Origin of the sequence: Marinobacter sp. JSM 1782161 (assembly GCF_011421605.1) — a bacterium.
GTDB classification, from domain to species: domain Bacteria; phylum Pseudomonadota; class Gammaproteobacteria; order Pseudomonadales; family Oleiphilaceae; genus Marinobacter_A; species Marinobacter_A bohaiensis.
Genome location: NZ_WSSA01000002.1, coordinates 662,347 through 678,853, shown reverse-complemented (window position 1 = coordinate 678,853; position 16,507 = coordinate 662,347). Strand labels below are relative to the sequence as shown.

At 61.0% G+C, this 16,507-nt stretch carries 8 protein-coding genes; 4 read left to right on the top strand and 4 right to left on the bottom strand.

Annotated features, from left to right (window positions below; translation table 11 throughout):
* Nucleotides 1-29 precede the first annotated feature (29 nt).
* Genes GQB00_RS03005 through GQB00_RS02995 form a run of 3 tightly spaced genes read right to left on the bottom strand, consistent with a single transcriptional unit; the run spans nucleotide 30 to nucleotide 5,144 of the window.
* The gene (locus GQB00_RS03005) at nucleotides 30-866 is read right to left on the bottom strand and encodes a phosphoadenosine phosphosulfate reductase family protein (protein WP_165855175.1); all 837 of its coding nucleotides are present in this window, start codon (nucleotides 864-866) and stop codon (nucleotides 30-32) included.
* Entirely contained in the window at nucleotides 853-4,251 is a 3,399-nt protein-coding gene (locus GQB00_RS03000; protein ID WP_165855174.1) for an ATP-binding protein, read from the bottom strand. Before GQB00_RS03000 ends, GQB00_RS03005 begins: the two co-directional genes overlap by 14 nt.
* Nucleotides 4,251-5,144 carry a DUF4007 family protein gene (locus GQB00_RS02995; RefSeq protein WP_266096033.1) on the bottom strand — a complete coding sequence of 298 codons (894 nt, stop codon included), beginning with the start codon at nucleotides 5,142-5,144 and terminating at the stop codon, nucleotides 4,251-4,253. Before GQB00_RS02995 ends, GQB00_RS03000 begins: the two co-directional genes overlap by 1 nt.
* A gap of 12 nt (nucleotides 5,145-5,156) precedes the next feature.
* On the opposite strand from GQB00_RS02995, the gene GQB00_RS02990 reads away from it, so the two are divergent.
* Nucleotides 5,157-6,482, top strand: a complete 1,326-nt coding sequence (locus GQB00_RS02990) for a cysteine desulfurase family protein (protein ID WP_228276653.1) — start codon at nucleotides 5,157-5,159, stop codon at nucleotides 6,480-6,482.
* Nucleotides 6,483-6,678: 196 nt separating this feature from the next.
* On the opposite strand, the gene GQB00_RS02985 is transcribed toward GQB00_RS02990, so the two are convergent.
* Nucleotides 6,679-6,855 carry a DUF1328 domain-containing protein gene (locus GQB00_RS02985; RefSeq protein WP_111496168.1) on the bottom strand — a complete coding sequence of 59 codons (177 nt, stop codon included), beginning with the start codon at nucleotides 6,853-6,855 and terminating at the stop codon, nucleotides 6,679-6,681.
* Nucleotides 6,856-7,122: 267 nt separating this feature from the next.
* On the opposite strand from GQB00_RS02985, the gene recC reads away from it, so the two are divergent.
* The 3 genes from recC to recD are packed head-to-tail and all read left to right on the top strand — an operon-like array spanning nucleotide 7,123 to nucleotide 16,507.
* Nucleotides 7,123-10,635, top strand: a complete 3,513-nt coding sequence (recC, locus tag GQB00_RS02980) for an exodeoxyribonuclease V subunit gamma (RefSeq protein ID WP_207950594.1) — start codon at nucleotides 7,123-7,125, stop codon at nucleotides 10,633-10,635.
* Complete coding sequence (gene recB, locus GQB00_RS02975; protein ID WP_165855171.1) at nucleotides 10,632-14,348, top strand: exodeoxyribonuclease V subunit beta; 3,717 nt, start codon at nucleotides 10,632-10,634, stop codon at nucleotides 14,346-14,348. The genes recC and recB overlap by 4 nt, the downstream gene beginning before the upstream one ends.
* A complete protein-coding gene (gene recD / locus GQB00_RS02970; RefSeq protein WP_165855170.1) occupies nucleotides 14,345-16,507 on the top strand; it encodes an exodeoxyribonuclease V subunit alpha in 2,163 nt (720 codons plus the stop codon). Before recB ends, recD begins: the two co-directional genes overlap by 4 nt.

Genomic DNA, 16,507 nt, shown 5'->3' with positions numbered 1-16,507 from the left:
GCTAATAGAGGCGTTAACTTGTCACATTATTATTTATGACAAGCCACACAGAACTTCGGCTGACCATACACATCGTCGATATCAATCAACTCTGACTCTGGTCGCAACGGATTCTGCCGTTTGTTCGCTCTGATCTTCAAAAGCCGCTTCTCGTAATCCTCCTTTATCTGCCGAATCCGTTCAGGCTTGGTTAGCTCGTCCAGAGATTCTCCTTGGCTCCAAGTGAAAGGTGAGCCATGTTCGAGAGCATCCTTTTCATAGTTCTTGGCCTCTTCGAACGCTTCAGGGTGACGTTCTTTCAGGCGTACCCATTCAATTTTCTGCTGGTAGAAGCAGAATGTGCAGCCGCTCCGTGACCTCCACTCGTAATATTTGGGCCAGCCTAATCCAGAGCCTTCCAGGATTTCAGCTACGCCAGGCTTGTCGATTCCATCATCTTTGAAGGGAAGGTGAATCTTAAGGTTGTCCTGCTTGGCGTTATAACCCTCGCGATAGGGTTCATCAGCCCGAATCGCGACATAGCTGTGTACCGTAATACCTTCCTCAAGGAATGGTTTAATCCAATCTTCGAAAGGCTTTAGCTTGAGTTGGCGCGTGCACCAGCGGGTCTGAGCTGACGGTAAAAAGTTGTTGTATTGTTTCAACCAGTAATCGAAATCGCGATTTGGATTGAGTCTTAAAATAGGTTTCCCAAGGAATCCTTCAAGTTTTCCAAGAAACTCGTAAACTTCGGGAAGCTCTTTGCCGGTGTCAGTAAAAAAGTAATCGATGTCTAGTTCCGGATAATTTTGGCGCATATAGATTGCCAGCGCCGCGCTGTCCTTGCCACCTGAAAGGCCGAGCACGTGTTTCTCATGCTGTGACATCGGTTTCCTCCAAAAAACTCAATTGTTCGGTGTCGGTCGCTAGGTTCATGTATTCACTGCTCAACTCAGCAAGAGCCGCCAGAATTACAGCTTTTTTGTTGGAGTTGTTGGATTGCACAGATTCCCTTAGTCGTGATACCAGTTCATCGACTTTTGGGCGATCGGTTTCCGTTATTTGGAAGTCCGCTTCCATTGGTTTCGGCTGCCCGTCTTTTGAAATGATGACGGCCATGGCGTGGCGTTTATCTTTGCGGCCCTGAACCCGGGCGTAGGACTCCGTTCTGACAAACTTTTGTGCCAGTGCTGCTGTTTCGATGAACGCCGAATCGAGATCGGCGTCTACCCAATCTCTGGGTGGTTTATTAGCGGCCAGGCTGCCTACACCTTCAATAGATTCGTTAGTGCCGTCTAGCCTTGCAATCCGGTTAGTGAATGCATCAAGCCGGAAATCACCAGACATTTGCTTGATGTTTTCTGCTCGGGCTCGAAGCTCGCTAAGAGCCTGAGGTGAGTCGCTGGGAACCTGCAGTTCTGTTAGCAAAATACTCGACATGCGCTCCAGCATTTTGGGATAGGCGTCGACCAGCTCTTTCATAGCCTCGCGAACGGTTGTGATAACCGCATTTGCTACATCTTCATTCTGGATATCGGCATTTGATTTATGGACCCCAGGTAGGTCGGAAAAAAGCAGCTGGTTCGGATCGCTCGCATGCTTGAAAATAGTCCGGACCTTCATAGCGGTAGCAGAAAGTCTCTGGGTTCGCTTGGTCCAATTCGGAAGGCGATCAAAGATCGCGACCAAGCCGCGGGCGACGTCGATAGGCGCTAGCTCTTTGAGCTGGTTTTCCTGGTCCAGTTCACGGACGACTTCAGCCAGGCCGGAAAGGAGGCCCTTCGACATGTGACTGAGGTCCATCCACCTTACTTGGATGGAGGCCGGGTCTTTTGCCAGGTAGTCGACATCCAAATCAGTAAACAGGGGCTGGAAAATGCCTTCGCGATAAAAGGCGAGATTGCTGCGCTGCGAGAGGATAAATGCAACGGCGAGCACGGGCATCAGGCCACGTTTCAGGCCAATGGGTTGGGCTTCCCAGATCTCGTAAAGTTCGTCGATGCCAACAGAGCGGTCTGAGTTTTCTTCTAAGTACTCTTCAGCCTTTCTCCAGGAGGGATGCAGCCTCGCGGGGTCTTGTTCCCAGCTCGGTTTAACAAAGTCGAAGGCATACCCTACACGCCCATAAAGCTTGGTGTGTTCGAGCAACGACTCGAATAAGCCGCCCTCAGCCGGGTAGCCGCTGATGCCGAGTCGTGTGTCTCCGAGGTTAGAGGCCATGGTTTTGAGCAGCGCATTCTGTGCGGCAATGGCGCTACTGGATGGTTTGGTTCGATTCAGAAGTTCGTTTCTGATTCGTGGAGTATCTGGGTAGAGGGATTCCGCAACATCGGACGCCTTGTTGTTGAGTGCCCTGATAGTCATGCGCTCCAGTTCTTTCCCGTTTTCAAACCAGACGGCATTCAGCATTGCTTGCTGAAGCTCGGCTTCTAGCTGATTTTGCAGCGCAATGAGTCGGCTTCTCACCTCTTTGTGGGCAACCAGGTCGCCCTGGATTTCTGTATGTTCCTCGCGCACTTTTTCGAGAGCTTTTAGCTCTTTAGCAAGCTCTATGATGGTCCAAGCTTGAAGGGGGAAGCCTACAATAACGTTTAAACTGTCCTTCGCAGCCTTCTTCGAGGCTTCCTTGCAACGGGTACGCGCGCTCTGACGATCTTCGCCCTCTGTCGGAAGTGCTAACAGGTAAAGGCCCATTGTTCCCTGATGTGGGACGAACTGCGTCGCGTTGGAGATTGCCGCCGTCAAAGAACCAAGTTGCACGTCAAACCACCTCAGCGCACCGGTTTCGAAATAATGACGTTTGGCAAGAATAGGTTGCATGCCAGCCATGCGGTGCAGGGTTTCGAAATTGACGTCTTGAACTTCCTGCAGGGCTTGCTCGATGGCAGACTCAATATCGAAGTCACTTCCAGCGTAGATCGCGTAGGAGTTGAGATGCTTTCTATAGATAACGAAGGACCAGCGCCGCAGGTCCTCAAGCGAGGAATCGATGGTTTTTACGTTAGCACCTACCGCGGTGTACAGGAGTTCTTGGCTGGGATACAGGCCTGAACGTTCACGGAAGAGGTCCAAGACTGCAATAGTCTTGAGTAGTTCGATGTGGATAGGGCTCCCACCATTGGCCTCACAGCGATCCAAGGCTTCTGCCGCCATGGCCCAACGATGGCCATCCGGTGAAGCAATGATCGACGGCTCTAGGTTAACTCTGAGGTAATCCCATAGTCGACTAGGGGTGTATGTTTCCTCGCCATTGGCTCCTCTAAGAAAGTCTTGAAAGCCATTAGACTCCGCAGAGTTCAGAAAACCGAAGAGGCTCCGTTGGTTCTGCCCGAAACGCCGGCGAGAAATTGGGCCGAGTAGGGCAGCGACAACCGGATGCAAAGGCCAGGTGTTTTCAAGCATGTTTCCGAGATTCTCACTCACGCCAGGCTTGTGTGAGCGGATGGTATCTGCGGTAACGGCCGACTCATGTCCAACGGCTTTTGCATTGTGATCAGAGTGAATCGCTCGGGCTAATAGTTCGATTTGCTCTTCGCCAGCGGTGTTGACCGCGAGGTCTACGAAGCGGCCCTGAATTTTCGACCATTCATCCCGTGCGTCACGAGACAGACGATTGGCATACTCTGCGAAGGCCTGGTGGAGAATACCGATGACGACCAGCTTGCCGCCAGAGCGCGAAGCGATCTCGGCTAGTTGCTGGAATAGGTACAGATCCGAGCCATCACGTGCGGCTGCTTCGAGAAATTTGCCCATTTCGTCAATGAACAGAATCAGCCCGGATCTACCGGGTATATTGTTTGCCGCGTTTAGAAGGGTTTGGACGATATTAGTATCGTCCCAACCCTCATCCGGTTCCAGGTAGGCTAACCTATTTTGAATGAGTGCTTCCCCGATAACCTTTCGAGCAGAGGCTCTTTGTCCGACTACGGGGATCGTAGTCCAGCCTTGTTTTCCAGCTGGAAGGGCGCTCCAGACCTTTTGAGCGGTTGATGCGCCAACTGCACGCTTTGCTTGATCACGTTGGGCCTTACTCTTAGCGGTGAGTGCGCTCAATGCAATAACGAGGCTTGATTTTCCACTGCCGTATGGGCCGGTCCAGGTAAATGCCGCCTGTTCACTCTCTGTAATATGGGTAGCCATCGTTGAAAGAACAGCGGCCGAAGACTCAGGACAGATAAAGCCGGTAAGAGCGTCGGGATTCTGTAAGTCGGTGTCGATCCGAATGGAGCGCTGGAAACGCCTCTCAACGTAAACGGTGTCTGAAAGCGGCATTAGGCAACCTTTCCTTCGTATTCGCCTTGGTAGTCGATGTCGATTAATTGAAGCGCATCTTGATCGGGCATTTTTTCAGATCGAACGAGCTGTTTCAGGCCGGCGGTTTCGGACCACTTTAATTGTCCATTGGTCGCCGTCTCGATGCGGGTTAGTCGATCGGTTAAATCGTCCTCGCTTAACTGAAAGACCTTCCCGGGTGAACCCGGCTGGTGTGCGAGCGCCTCGAGGGAAATGGTATTCGCTGTTGAAAAGCTGTTCCAAAAACTGACGACTGCGTAGGCAAAGACCCCATCACTCAGTGTCGCCTTCGGGCCACGAACGACACGGAACCCATCTTTCTTGCCGATCGCTTTAAGAAGGCTCAGCTCGGTCAGCGGAGACTCCATGGTGTCTTCATGGGTTTGCTTCCCGGCTGCTGGTTTGGCAGCGTAGGTTCGAACAAAGCACTCTACATCACGCTTGATGGTAGATTTGGACATTCTGGACCAAGCTTGCTCGTTGCCGAGTTTTTCGAGAGCCTGAACGATGTTGTCCCGTTCAAAGCTGTCTGTTGGGAAGTGGCTGAAGACCCAGAACCAAGTGGTCAGTTTCTTGTTAGATGCCAGCTTCCAGTGAAGTAACCATGGGGTGGATGGATACTCCATATATGGATCTAACCCATTGTCATCAAATATTTTTTTTCCGATTTCGCTGACTTCTGCCTGATTACCTTTATTGCCCGGCTTGATGACGTCGCATTGCGTTGCCCAATGCCGAATCGAGGCAACCATATTTTTGCCCACGCCAAACCTTGCGATAGCGCCTTCGTCATTGAAAACTGAGTGGTCGTGTGCGCTCTCTTGAGAGGCTTTCACGGCATCGTACGCTTTTTTGAGCCATCCGTAGCGCATTGGGAAGGTTTCATGGCCGGAGAATTGTGGTTGGTATCCGGATGTGTAGAGTGGACTGTTAAACATTTTTTCCCCTGGATCGTCTCTCCAGTATCGACAATAATGGTGGGCAAACGTAAGGTCAACGGAATATTGAACTGGAGACAGTATCCAGTTGAATTATTGGTCAGCGAGGGTGATATGCGCGTTTCTGATTCAATTTACCTTGATTATCAATCAACTACGCCAACTGATCAGCGGGTTGTGCAGGCGATGCTGCCGCATTTTACAGACTCCTTTGGTAATCCACATTCATCTAATCACGTTCTTGGCTGGAAGGGTTTGGATGCGGTTGAAACATCGCGACTTGACGTTGCTTCGCTGATTGGAGCCTCTCCAGAGGAGGTGCTCTTCACTTCTGGCGCAACAGAGTCTAATAACCACGCGATTTTTGGCGTCGTTGCAGCCAATACAACGAATCGGAAGACGATTTTGATAAGCGCTATCGAGCATAAGTGCGTAAAAGAAGCAGCCGACTTTTTTGCAAAGCAACACGGTTGCAAAGTCCGAGAAATACCCGTGCTTTCGTCTGGAAAAGTTGATCAATCCGCGTACAGAAATTTGCTGACGGAAGATGTGCTATTCGTTAGCGTAATGGCGGTGAACAACGAAATAGGAACCATCCAGAATATCAGTGAATTATCCCGCAAAGCACATGAGGTTGGGGCATTGTTTCACTGTGATGCCGCGCAGGCTCCGGAAGCTTTTGATATTGATATCATGAACTTAGGGGTAGATCTTCTGAGCCTCTCAGCTCACAAAATTTATGGCCCCAAAGGCATCGGAGCGCTGTTTATCGATTCCTCGATAAAAGCGGAGTTGCCACCACTCATTCACGGTGGGGGACAGCAAGATGGGATGCGTTCCGGGACTTTGCCAACACCGCTTTGTGTGGGGTTTGGTATGGCCTCTTCAATCGTGCAAAGAGAAGGTGCCCAAAATCGATTGAGGCTGAGCGAGCTTTCAGCGCTCATGTTAGACGAACTTCGGAAAGCAGGAGTCGAATTCACCATCAACGGTGATCCGAATGATAGACACCCCGGCAATCTTAACCTTGAGTTTCCTGGCAAGGACGCTGAATTCCTAATCAATAAGCTGCAGCCTAAGGTTTGTGCGTCAACTGGCTCCGCCTGCAATAGCGGGATCATTCAGGCTTCATATGTTCTGAGCTCCATAGGGTTGTCCGATACACGGGCTTCGTCTTGTCTTCGCTTAAGTGTTGGTAGATTCTCTGATGAGGAGCAGGTCACAGAGGTGGCAAAACTAATCTCGGAGACCATCAAGAAAGCTTCCGGGTAAAAACCGTCTATTAATTTGCCGCGTTCGAAGGAAGGGGGCATGTAGGTCCGCTCGTCGACGCCGGTTCGATTCCGACCCGCGCCTCCAATTTTTCCTGAAGACTCCCGAAGACATCGTTTACCGACTGTTGATCCTTGCCGGTCTCCCGGTTGCTGCCGTCATTGAGGCGAGGCGCAGGCCATTCGCTTCTCGCAATTTATGGCCTTGGCCCCCGACCCCGAAACAGATTCGCCAACACCGAGATCACCAGCAGTACCAGGAAAATAAAGAACAGGATCTTGGCAAAGCCCGCCGCGGTTCCGGCAATCCCGCCAAATCCCAGTACGCCGGCGATGATCGCAATCACCAAACAAACCAGTGCCCAATACAACATAACGGTTCCTCCTTGCTGTCCGATGCGATATCCGGACGGCGCTGAACGTCATTAACGTTCTTTCAACGTTGCACAGGAATTCAGTAACCACAAACCGTGAGTGCCGTTGCCACGTGAACTATGATGGCCAAGCAGTTGATTTGCAGGCGCATGACGGCTTTATTATGGTTTCTTCAGTTTGTGCTGGCGCGACAGATTTCCGACAATGGGCGACGTTTTCAGAAACCACTCCGCCCGGCTGATTCGGTAGCGCGCGGATTCCAGGGAATGACGATGCAGGCAGTTAACCGTTCAGCGTTGCCCACCGGCTTTCAGGTGATTCACGCCAACAAGCTCGAAGACTTGCGCGCGGTCACCGTGGAGCTGATTCGCAAGTTCCCCCTGGCGCCCCTGGAAAACGAAGTGTTCCTGGTTCACTCCAACGGCATCGCCCAGTGGCTCAAGCTGGCCCTGGCGCGGGATGCGGACGACCCGGAACTGCCGGGCAACGGCATTGCCGCCGCCATGGAATTTTCCCTGCCGTCGCGCTTCCTCTGGAACGTCTACCGGACGGTGCTGGGCGAAGACCAGGTGCCCGAGCAGTCGCCGTTCGACAAGGACCGCATGACCTGGCGCCTGCTGCGCCTGATCCCCGAGCTGGCCGACGAGCCGGTGTTCGAGCCCCTGCAGCGATTCCTGCAGGGCAGTGAGGCGGAGCGGCGCCAGTACCAGCTCGCCGAGCGAGTGGCCGACCTGTTTGACCAGTACCAGGTGTATCGCGCCGACTGGCTGGACGACTGGGCGAGCGGCGAGGACCTGATCCGCGTGCCCGGTAACGACACCAAGCCGGTGCCCGATGAACAGCGCTGGCAACCGGCGCTCTGGCGGCATCTTATCGACGACATCGAGGCCAGCGTCGCCAACACCAGCCGTGCCGAAGTCCACACCCGGTTCCTGGAAACCGCACGCACCCTGAACGACAGCAACCGGCCTCGGGGCCTGCCGCGCCGGGTGATCGTGTTCGGGCTGTCCTCCCTGCCGCAACAGACCCTGGACGTGCTCAGCGCCCTGGGGCAGTGCTGTCAGGTGATCCTCTGCGTCCATAACCCGTGCCAGTACCACTGGGCGGACATCATCGAGGACAAGGACCTGCTGCGCGCCGAGCGCCGCCGCCGCGACCGCAAACCCGGGACGCCGTCCACCCTCGACGACCATAACCTGCACCTCCACGCCCAGCCGCTGTTGGCCGCCTGGGGCAAGCAGGGGCGCGACTACATCCGCCTGCTGGACGGCTACGACGCGCCCGAGCACTACGCCCACTGGCTGGACCGGGTGGACCTGTTCCGCCCCAGCGACGGCGATAGCCTGCTCAACCAGCTGCAGAACGACATCCTCGACCTGAACCCGGTTCACGAGGCAACGCGCAACGCTGAGAGCAACAGCAACGACACCTCCATCGTGTTCCACAGCACCCACAGCCCGTTGCGCGAAGTGGAAGTGCTGCACGATCAGCTGCTCGCCGCGTTCAGCGCCGACGACAGCCTCAAGCCCCAGGACATCATCGTCATGGTGCCGGACATCAACGCCTACGCGCCGCACATCGAGGCGGTGTTCGGCCAGTTGGACCCGGACGACGATCGCTACATCCCGTACACGATTTCCGACCAGGGCCAGCGTCACCAGAGCCCGGTCCTGGTGGCACTGGAAGCGCTCATGTCGCTGCCCGAGTCCCGGCTGGGTGTCAGCGACGTGCTGGACCTGCTCGACGTCGCGCCCCTGCGCCACCGCTTCGGCCTGACCGAGGACGACCTGCCGCAGCTGCACGACTGGATTCGCGGCGCCAACATTCGCTGGGGGCTGGACGATGCGCACCGGGCGTCGCTGGATCTCCCCGAGGGCCTGTTCCGCAACAGCTGGCTGTTCGGTTTGCAGCGCATGTTGCTGGGCTACGCCACCGGTGACGGCGGCGCCTGGCAGGGCATTGAACCATTCAGCGAAGTGGGCGGTCTGGAAAGCCGCCTGGCCGGCCAGCTCAACCTGTTCCTCGAGCAATTGCAGCAATACTGGGCGCGCCTGCGGGAAGCGCGCACGCCGGACGAGTGGGCGGGCATCCTCAACCAGCTGCTGCGGGATTTCTTTGAAGAGCCGGAAGGCGACGACGTGCTGCTGTTCACCCAACTGGAAACCGCCGTCGAACAATGGCTCGACGCCTGCCACGAGGCGCAACTGGATACACCGCTGCCGCTGCACGTGGTGCGCGACGTGTTGCTGGAACAGCTCGATCAGGGCGGCCTGAGCCAGCGCTTCCTGGCGGGCAAGGTCAATTTCGCCACGTTGCTGCCGATGCGGGCCATCCCGTTCCGGCGCGTGTGCCTGCTGGGCATGAACGACGGGGACTACCCGCGCACCCAGCCGCCCATGGATTTCGACCTGATGGCCCGGGATTACCGCCCCGGCGACCGGTCCCGGCGTGAGGACGACCGCTTCCTGTTCCTGGAGGCGTTCCTGTCGGCGCGGGACCAGTTCTACATCAGCTGGATCGGCCGCAGCATCCACGATAATTCCGAACGCCCGCCGTCCGTGCTGGTCGCGCAGCTCCGCGACCACATCGACACGATCCGGCCGGTGCCTGAAGGCGGGCCGGCTCTGACCCACGCCCTGACTACCGAGCACCCGCTGCAACCGTTCAGCACCCATTACTTCCGGGACGACGCCTCTCTGTTCACGTTCGCCCGGGAATGGCGCGCGGCGCTGGACCGGGACGCACCGATCGAGCCGGCCTCGTTGCCCAGTCTCGACAGCCTGCCGGCCAGCGTGTTTGAACAGCCCTTGAGCCTGGTGCAGCTGAGCCAATGTCTGCGCCAGCCCGTGGCGGTGTTCTTCCAGCAGCGCCTGGGGGTCTATTTCGAGCGCAACGAACTGGAGAGCGAGGACGAGGAACCCATCGTGCTGGATGGCCTGGCTCGCTGGAAACTGACCGATACCCTGATCCAGGGCGTCCTGCGCCAGACCGACGACCGCGAGAACCTGCCGGCCCGGTTGCTGGAGACGGCCCAGCGGGCCATCGGCCGCGGCGAGCTGGCGCTGTCGGAGAGCCTGGCGGATCTGCAGGTGCGCCAGGCCATCGCGCCGCTGCCGGAACTGTTCGACCGCTATCAGGCGAAGCTTGCGGCCTTCCCGGAGGTCGAAGCGCTGACACCGCTGCGCCTGTCCATCGAGGTGGGCGACGACACGCTCTGGCTGGAAGACTGGGTGCGTGACCTGCGGGTGGACGGGCAGGGTGAGCGCATCCAGGTGCACCTGAGCAGCAGCAACCTGACCAGCCCGGATCGACGCTACCGCTGGCACCAGCTGTTGCGCCCCTGGGTGACCCATCTGGCCGCCAACGCGGTGCGCGGACCGGTGACGACCCACGTTCTGAGCCAGGCCGGCGACGTGGCCTTTACCGGCTCGGACGCCTCGGCCGCCGAGGCCCGCCTGCAGGACATGATGCAGCTGTGGCTCGACGCCCATCGCACGCCGCTGCCGGTCGCGCCGAAGACGGCCTTTGCCTGGCTGGGCGCGGAGAACAAGGGCGAGGACGCCATGCAGCGGGCCGCGCGGGGCGCCTACGAATCCCAGTTCAAGTCCACCGGCGAGGCGGACGAAAGCGCCTACCTGCAACGCCTGTATCCCGATTTCGACGGCCTCTCGCAGAGCGGCGAATTCGCACGGCTGGTAGACCGTCTGTATCGCCCCATCCGCGACAACGTCCACGGCGCCTCCAGTGCGAGTGCGCGCGCGGCCAAGGACACGCCATGACCGACAACCGCCTGGACCCGTTAACCTTTCCGCTGCACGGCAGCCGCCTGATCGAGGCCAGTGCCGGCACCGGCAAGACCTTCACCATCGCGCTGCTGTACGTGCGCGCGGTGCTCGGCCATGCGCCCATCGCCGAGGTGGGGCACAGCCTGACGCCCCGCGACATCCTGGTGGTGACCTTCACCGAAGCCGCCACCAAGGAACTGCGCGACCGGATCCGCGCCCGGCTGGCCGAAGCCGCGCAGTTGTTCCGCGAGGATCCGGCCGGCATCGATGCGACGATGCGGGCGAACGAGACCGACCCACTCAAGCGCCTGCGCAACGCCTGCGACGACGCCCTGTGGGCCTCTAACGCGCGCTTGTTGGAACTCGCTGCGGAATCCATGGACGAAGCCGCCGTGCACACCATCCACAGCTGGTGCTACCGGATGCTGCGCGAACACGCCTTCGACAGCGGCGGCCTGTTCCACCAGAGCCTGGAGACCGACCACTCGGAGCTCCAGGCCGATGTAGTTCGCGACTACTGGCGCACCTTCGTCAATCCGCTGTCGGTGGCGGGCGTGGAGACCTATCTGCAACAGCTGCGCACGCCGGATGACCTGCACGACGCCGTGCGCCCGTTGCTGTCGGCGCCGGACGACGGGGAGGCCGTCTACGCCTCGCCGGAAGCCCTGATCGAGCCGGCCATGGCGGAACGGGCGAGCCTGTTCCAGCGGGCGCGCGGCGAGCTGAGCGAGGCGATCGAGGATTTTCGCGAGCGATTCCAGCAGGCCAAGACCGCCGGGCATATCAACGGTCGCCAGCTGCGTGCCGACTGGCTGGAAGGCTGGCTGGCCGGGCTCGCGGAATGGGCCCAGGCCGACGGCATGGCGTTGCCAGGCGTCAGCGACAAGGTCTGGGAAAAACTGACATCGGCCGGCGTCGAAGCCTGCTGGAAGAAAGGCGCGCCGCCGGTGGATGCGCCGCTGGTGGCCATCGTTGAGGCCCTGGCCGCCGAACGCGAACGGGAGATCCCCCGAGAAGCGCTGATTCGCCACGCGGCCCAGTGGAGCCGTCAGCGCCTGGAGCGTGAGAAACAGCGCCGCGCCGAGATGGGCTTCGACGATCTGCTCAGCCGTCTGGATGCGGCATTGCAGGGGCAGGGCGGCGAGCGCCTGGCGCGGGCGATCCGGCAGCAGTTCCCGCTGGCGCTGATCGACGAATTCCAGGACACCGACCCGGTGCAGTACCGCATCTTCGACGCCGTCTATAACGTGGCCGACAACGTCGCGGAAACCGGTTTCTTCATGATCGGCGACCCCAAGCAGGCCATCTACGCGTTCCGGGGCGCCGACATCCACACTTACCTGAAGGCGCGCCTGGCCACCGCCGGCCGCCACTACACGCTGGCGCGCAACTTCCGTTCGGCCCGGGCGATGGTCGAGGCCAGCAACCGCGTGTTCGAGCACGCCGACGCCACGTCCCCGCGCGGCGCCTTCCTGTTCCGCTCGCCGGACGGCAACAACCCGCTGCCGTTCAACCCGGTGGAGGCCCAGGGGCGCAAGGAAGATTTCGTGGTCGACGGCGAGTCTCCGCCGGCCCTGACGGTCTGGTACAGCGATCCCGAAGGCAACAAGGCCGACGCCACCGCCCGATCCGCCCAGGCCTGTGCCAGCGAGATCGTGCGCCTGCTCAACCTGGGCCGCGACGGCCTGGCGGGGTTCCGCGACGCCTCGGGCGACATCCAGACGCTCGCGGCCGGTGATATCGCGGTCCTGGTCAACACCGGTCGCGAAGCGGACGCGGTGCGAACGGCGCTGGGCGAGCGTCAGGTGAAGAGCGTTTACCTGTCGGATCGTGCCTCGGTGCTGGACACCGTCCAGGCCCAGGACGTGCTGCTCTGGCTGGAGGCCTGCGCCGAGCCCGAACGAGAGCGCCCGGTGCGGGCGGCGCTGGCCAGCTCAACCCTGGATCTGGACTGGGCCGAACTGGATCGTCTGCGCCAGGACGAACTGGCCTGGGAAGCCGAGATCGAACGTTTCCGCACGTTTGGCCGCATCTGGCAGCAGAAGGGCGTGCTGGCCATGATCCGGCGCATGCTGAGCGCGTTCGAGGTACCGGCCCGGCTGCTCCGCGAACCCAACGGCGAGCGCGCGCTGACCGACGTGCTGCACATCGCCGAGCTGCTGCAGCAGGCCAGCCAGCAGGTGGACGGCGAACAGGCGCTGATCCGGCATTTTGCCGAAATGATCGCCGACCCGTCCGCCGATGCCGACACTCGCCAGGTGCGGCTGGAAAGCGACGCTGACCTGGTGCAGGTGGTTACCGTCCATAAATCCAAGGGCCTCGAATACCCGCTGGTGTTCCTGCCGTTCGCCTCCGCCGCCCGGCCGGTCAATCCGTCGCGTCTGCCGATCCGCTGGCACGACGAGCGTGGTCACATCCGGCTCACCTTCAAGCCCGACGCGGAGGTCATTGCCGCCGCCGACGAGGAGCGCCTGGGCGAGGACATCCGCAAGCTCTACGTGGCCCTGACCCGCGCGCGCTACGCCACCTGGATGGGCGCGCCGCTGCTGGGCAAGGAAACGCCCCAGAGCGCGCTGGCCGTGCTGAGCGGCTACGATGGCGAGGCCGGCGACTGGGGAAGCGCGCTGCAGGCCCTGGCCGGCGACCACGCGGCCATCCGTGTGGAAGCAGAACCCGAGCCGGTTGATACCCGCTATACGCCACCGACCGCGCCCATACCGGGCCCGGCGCGGGTGCCGGCACGCCAGCCGGGCGAGCACTGGTGGATCGCCAGTTACTCCGCCATCCGCTACCAGCAGCCCAGCACGCTCGAGCCGGAGACGGAGTTCAGCGCGCCCGGCCCCGAACCGGAAACCGCCGACGCCGAGCGCCTCGCCGAGGAGCGCGACCTGGCCCTGGCAGGCTGGCGACCACTGCGTCAGCCCAGTGCCAGCGAGCGGCGGCTGCATCGCTTCTACCGCGGCGCGGGGCCCGGTACTTTCCTGCACGGCCTGCTGGAGTGGGCGGCCGACAGTGGTTTCAGCAGCGTGGTGAACGAGCCCGAAGCGCTGCAGGAGATGCTGGTACGGCGCTGCGACATCCGCGGCTGTGGCCCCTGGGCGCAACCGCTGGGCCACTGGCTGACCGACCTGGTCCAGGCGAATCTGCCGCTGCCGGTGCAGCCCGATGGCAGCCAGGGCACGCTGACGCTGACCGACGAGCCCTTGATGGTGCCGGAGATGGAGTTCTGGATGGCCAGCCGCGATCTGGATATCCCGCGACTGGACGCGCTGGTGCGCCAGCACACCCTGGACGGACGCTCGCGCCCGCAAGCCTCGCCCATGACCGTCAACGGCATGCTCAAGGGCTTTATCGACCTGGTGTTCGAGCACGGCGGGCGCTACTACGTGGCCGACTACAAGTCCAACTTCATCGGCACCCGGGACGAGGACTACCACGAGGGGGCCCTGGCGGAGGTGATCGCCGAGCACCGCTACGACCTGCAGTTCTGCCTCTACCTGCTGGCCCTGCATCGTCTGTTGCGCTCCCGGCTGTCGGATTACGACTACGACGCCCACATCGGCGGTGCTGTCTACATGTTCCTGCGTGGTAATGGCGCCGAGTCCCGGGGCGTCTACAGCGAGCGGCCGCCCAAAGCATTAATTGAGGCGCTTGATCGACTGTTCCGGGGCGAGACCCTCAACAAGGAGACGGCGGACAGCCTATGACCGACGAACGCCCGCAACAGACCTTCGCCTTCGATGCGTCGCCGCTGGCCGATGCCGACACCGTGCAGAGGATCCTGCAGCAATGGGTCGACATGGAGTGGCTGCGACCGCTCGATCTGTCGCTGGTACAACTGCTGGCCCGCGAGGCGCAACAGGCCGGGCAACCGGCGGACCCGCTGCTGCTGATGGCGGTGGCGCTGGCCTCGCACCAGCTGGGCCGGGGGCATGTGTGCCTGGACCTGGCGACGCTGAACCGCCAGGGCTACGACGCCTTGCTGTCGCTGCCACCAGAAAACGAGGAGGCGCCGGAGAACCGGCTTCTGCCATCGGAAGTGCTGCTGGGCGTGGCCGAGGCGGAATGGGATCGGGCGCTTGAGCACCCTCTGCTCGTGGCCAAAGGGGAAGCGGCGGACGAGGATGACAGCCGACCGCTGGTGCGGGACGGTCTGCGCCTGTACCTGCGGCGCTACTGGCAGTACGAACGGACCATCGCTCGCCATATCGCTGCCCGCCTGCAGCGGCAAACGGCCCTGCAAGCGGCGGATTCCCCGCAAGCCGGCCACCTGAGCGACGCGCTGACGCGGCTGTTCGGCCCGGCCGGCTCGGGGGAAACGACCGACTGGCAGCGCGTGGCCTGCGCCAACGCCGCCCGGCGCGGCTTCAGCGTGATTACCGGTGGGCCCGGGACCGGCAAGACCACCACCGTGGTGCGCATGCTGGCTGCGCTGCAGCACGTGGCGCTGAGCCAGGGCGAGGGCGCCCGGGAGCGGATCATCCGCCTGGCGGCGCCCACCGGCAAGGCCGCGGCCCGGCTCAACGAATCCATCGCCGGCGCGGTGGACAGCCTCGACCTGGACGCTTTCGGCGACGCCGAACGCCTGCGCCGCGCGATCCTCACCGAAGTCACCACCTTGCACCGGCTGATGGGCAGCATTCCCGGCTCGCGGCATTTCCGGCACAACCGCCAGAACCCACTGCTGTTGGATGTACTGGTGATCGACGAGGCGTCCATGGTGGACGTGGAGATGATGGCCCAGATGCTGGATGCGCTGCCCGAGGACGCCCAGTTGATCCTGCTGGGGGATAAAGACCAGCTCGCTTCGGTGGATGCCGGCGCGGTGCTGGGCGATCTGTGCCAGCGCGCGGGCGAGGGCGGCTACTGGCCGCAAACCGCCGACTGGCTCAACCGGGTGGCCGGCGAGCGCATCGACGCACAGTATGTGGATGCCGCCGGCGGCGACCTGGAGCAGGGCATCACGCTGCTGCGCCACAGCTACCGCTTCGATGCCCACAGCGGCATCGGCCAACTGGCGACGGCGGTTAATCGGGCCGGGCAGAGCACCTCGCCGGCGGACGTGTCGCGGCTGTTCGACGCGGGCTACCCGGACATCGCGCGGGTGCCGGTGCCCCGGGACCCGGCCGCGACCATTCGCCGCCAGGGCGTGACCGGCAGCCCCGAGGCGTTTCCCAACGCCGGCGAAGGTCGACAGGACCGTGGCCAGGACATGCCACCACCGGTCGGGTACGCCCATTACCTGACGCGGATGCGGGAAACGCGCCCGGCGTTCGGGGCCGAGCAGGCAGCGCTCGACGCCTGGGCCCGCGAGGTGCTGCGAGCCCACAACCAGTTCCAGATGCTGTGCGCCCTCCGGCGCGGTACCTATGGCGTGGAAGGGTTGAACGAACAGGTGGCCGGCGCCCTGCACGAGGCGGGACTGATTCCCGCGACGGAGAGCTGGTATGCCGGCCGACCGGTGCTGGTCACCCGCAACGACTACAGCGTGGGCCTGATGAACGGTGATATCGGCATTACCCTGGCACTGCCCACCGCGCCCGGTGAACGGCCGCTGCTACGGGTGGCTTTTCCCGCCAACGACGGCAGCGGTCGCATCAAGTGGGTGCTGCCCAGCCGCCTGCATGCGGTGGAGACGGTCTACGCCATGACCGTGCACAAATCCCAGGGCTCCGAGTTCGTGCACACCTGCCTGGTCCTGCCCGAGCGCAGCAACCCGGTGCTGACCCGTGAACTGGTCTACACCGGCATCACCCGGGCGCGGCATTGGTTCAGCCTGCTGGTGCCGGACGACGGTGTCTTCCGGGAAGCGATCGGCCGGGGCGTGACGCGGACATCGGGATTGCGGGTGGCGCTGGAGAAATAG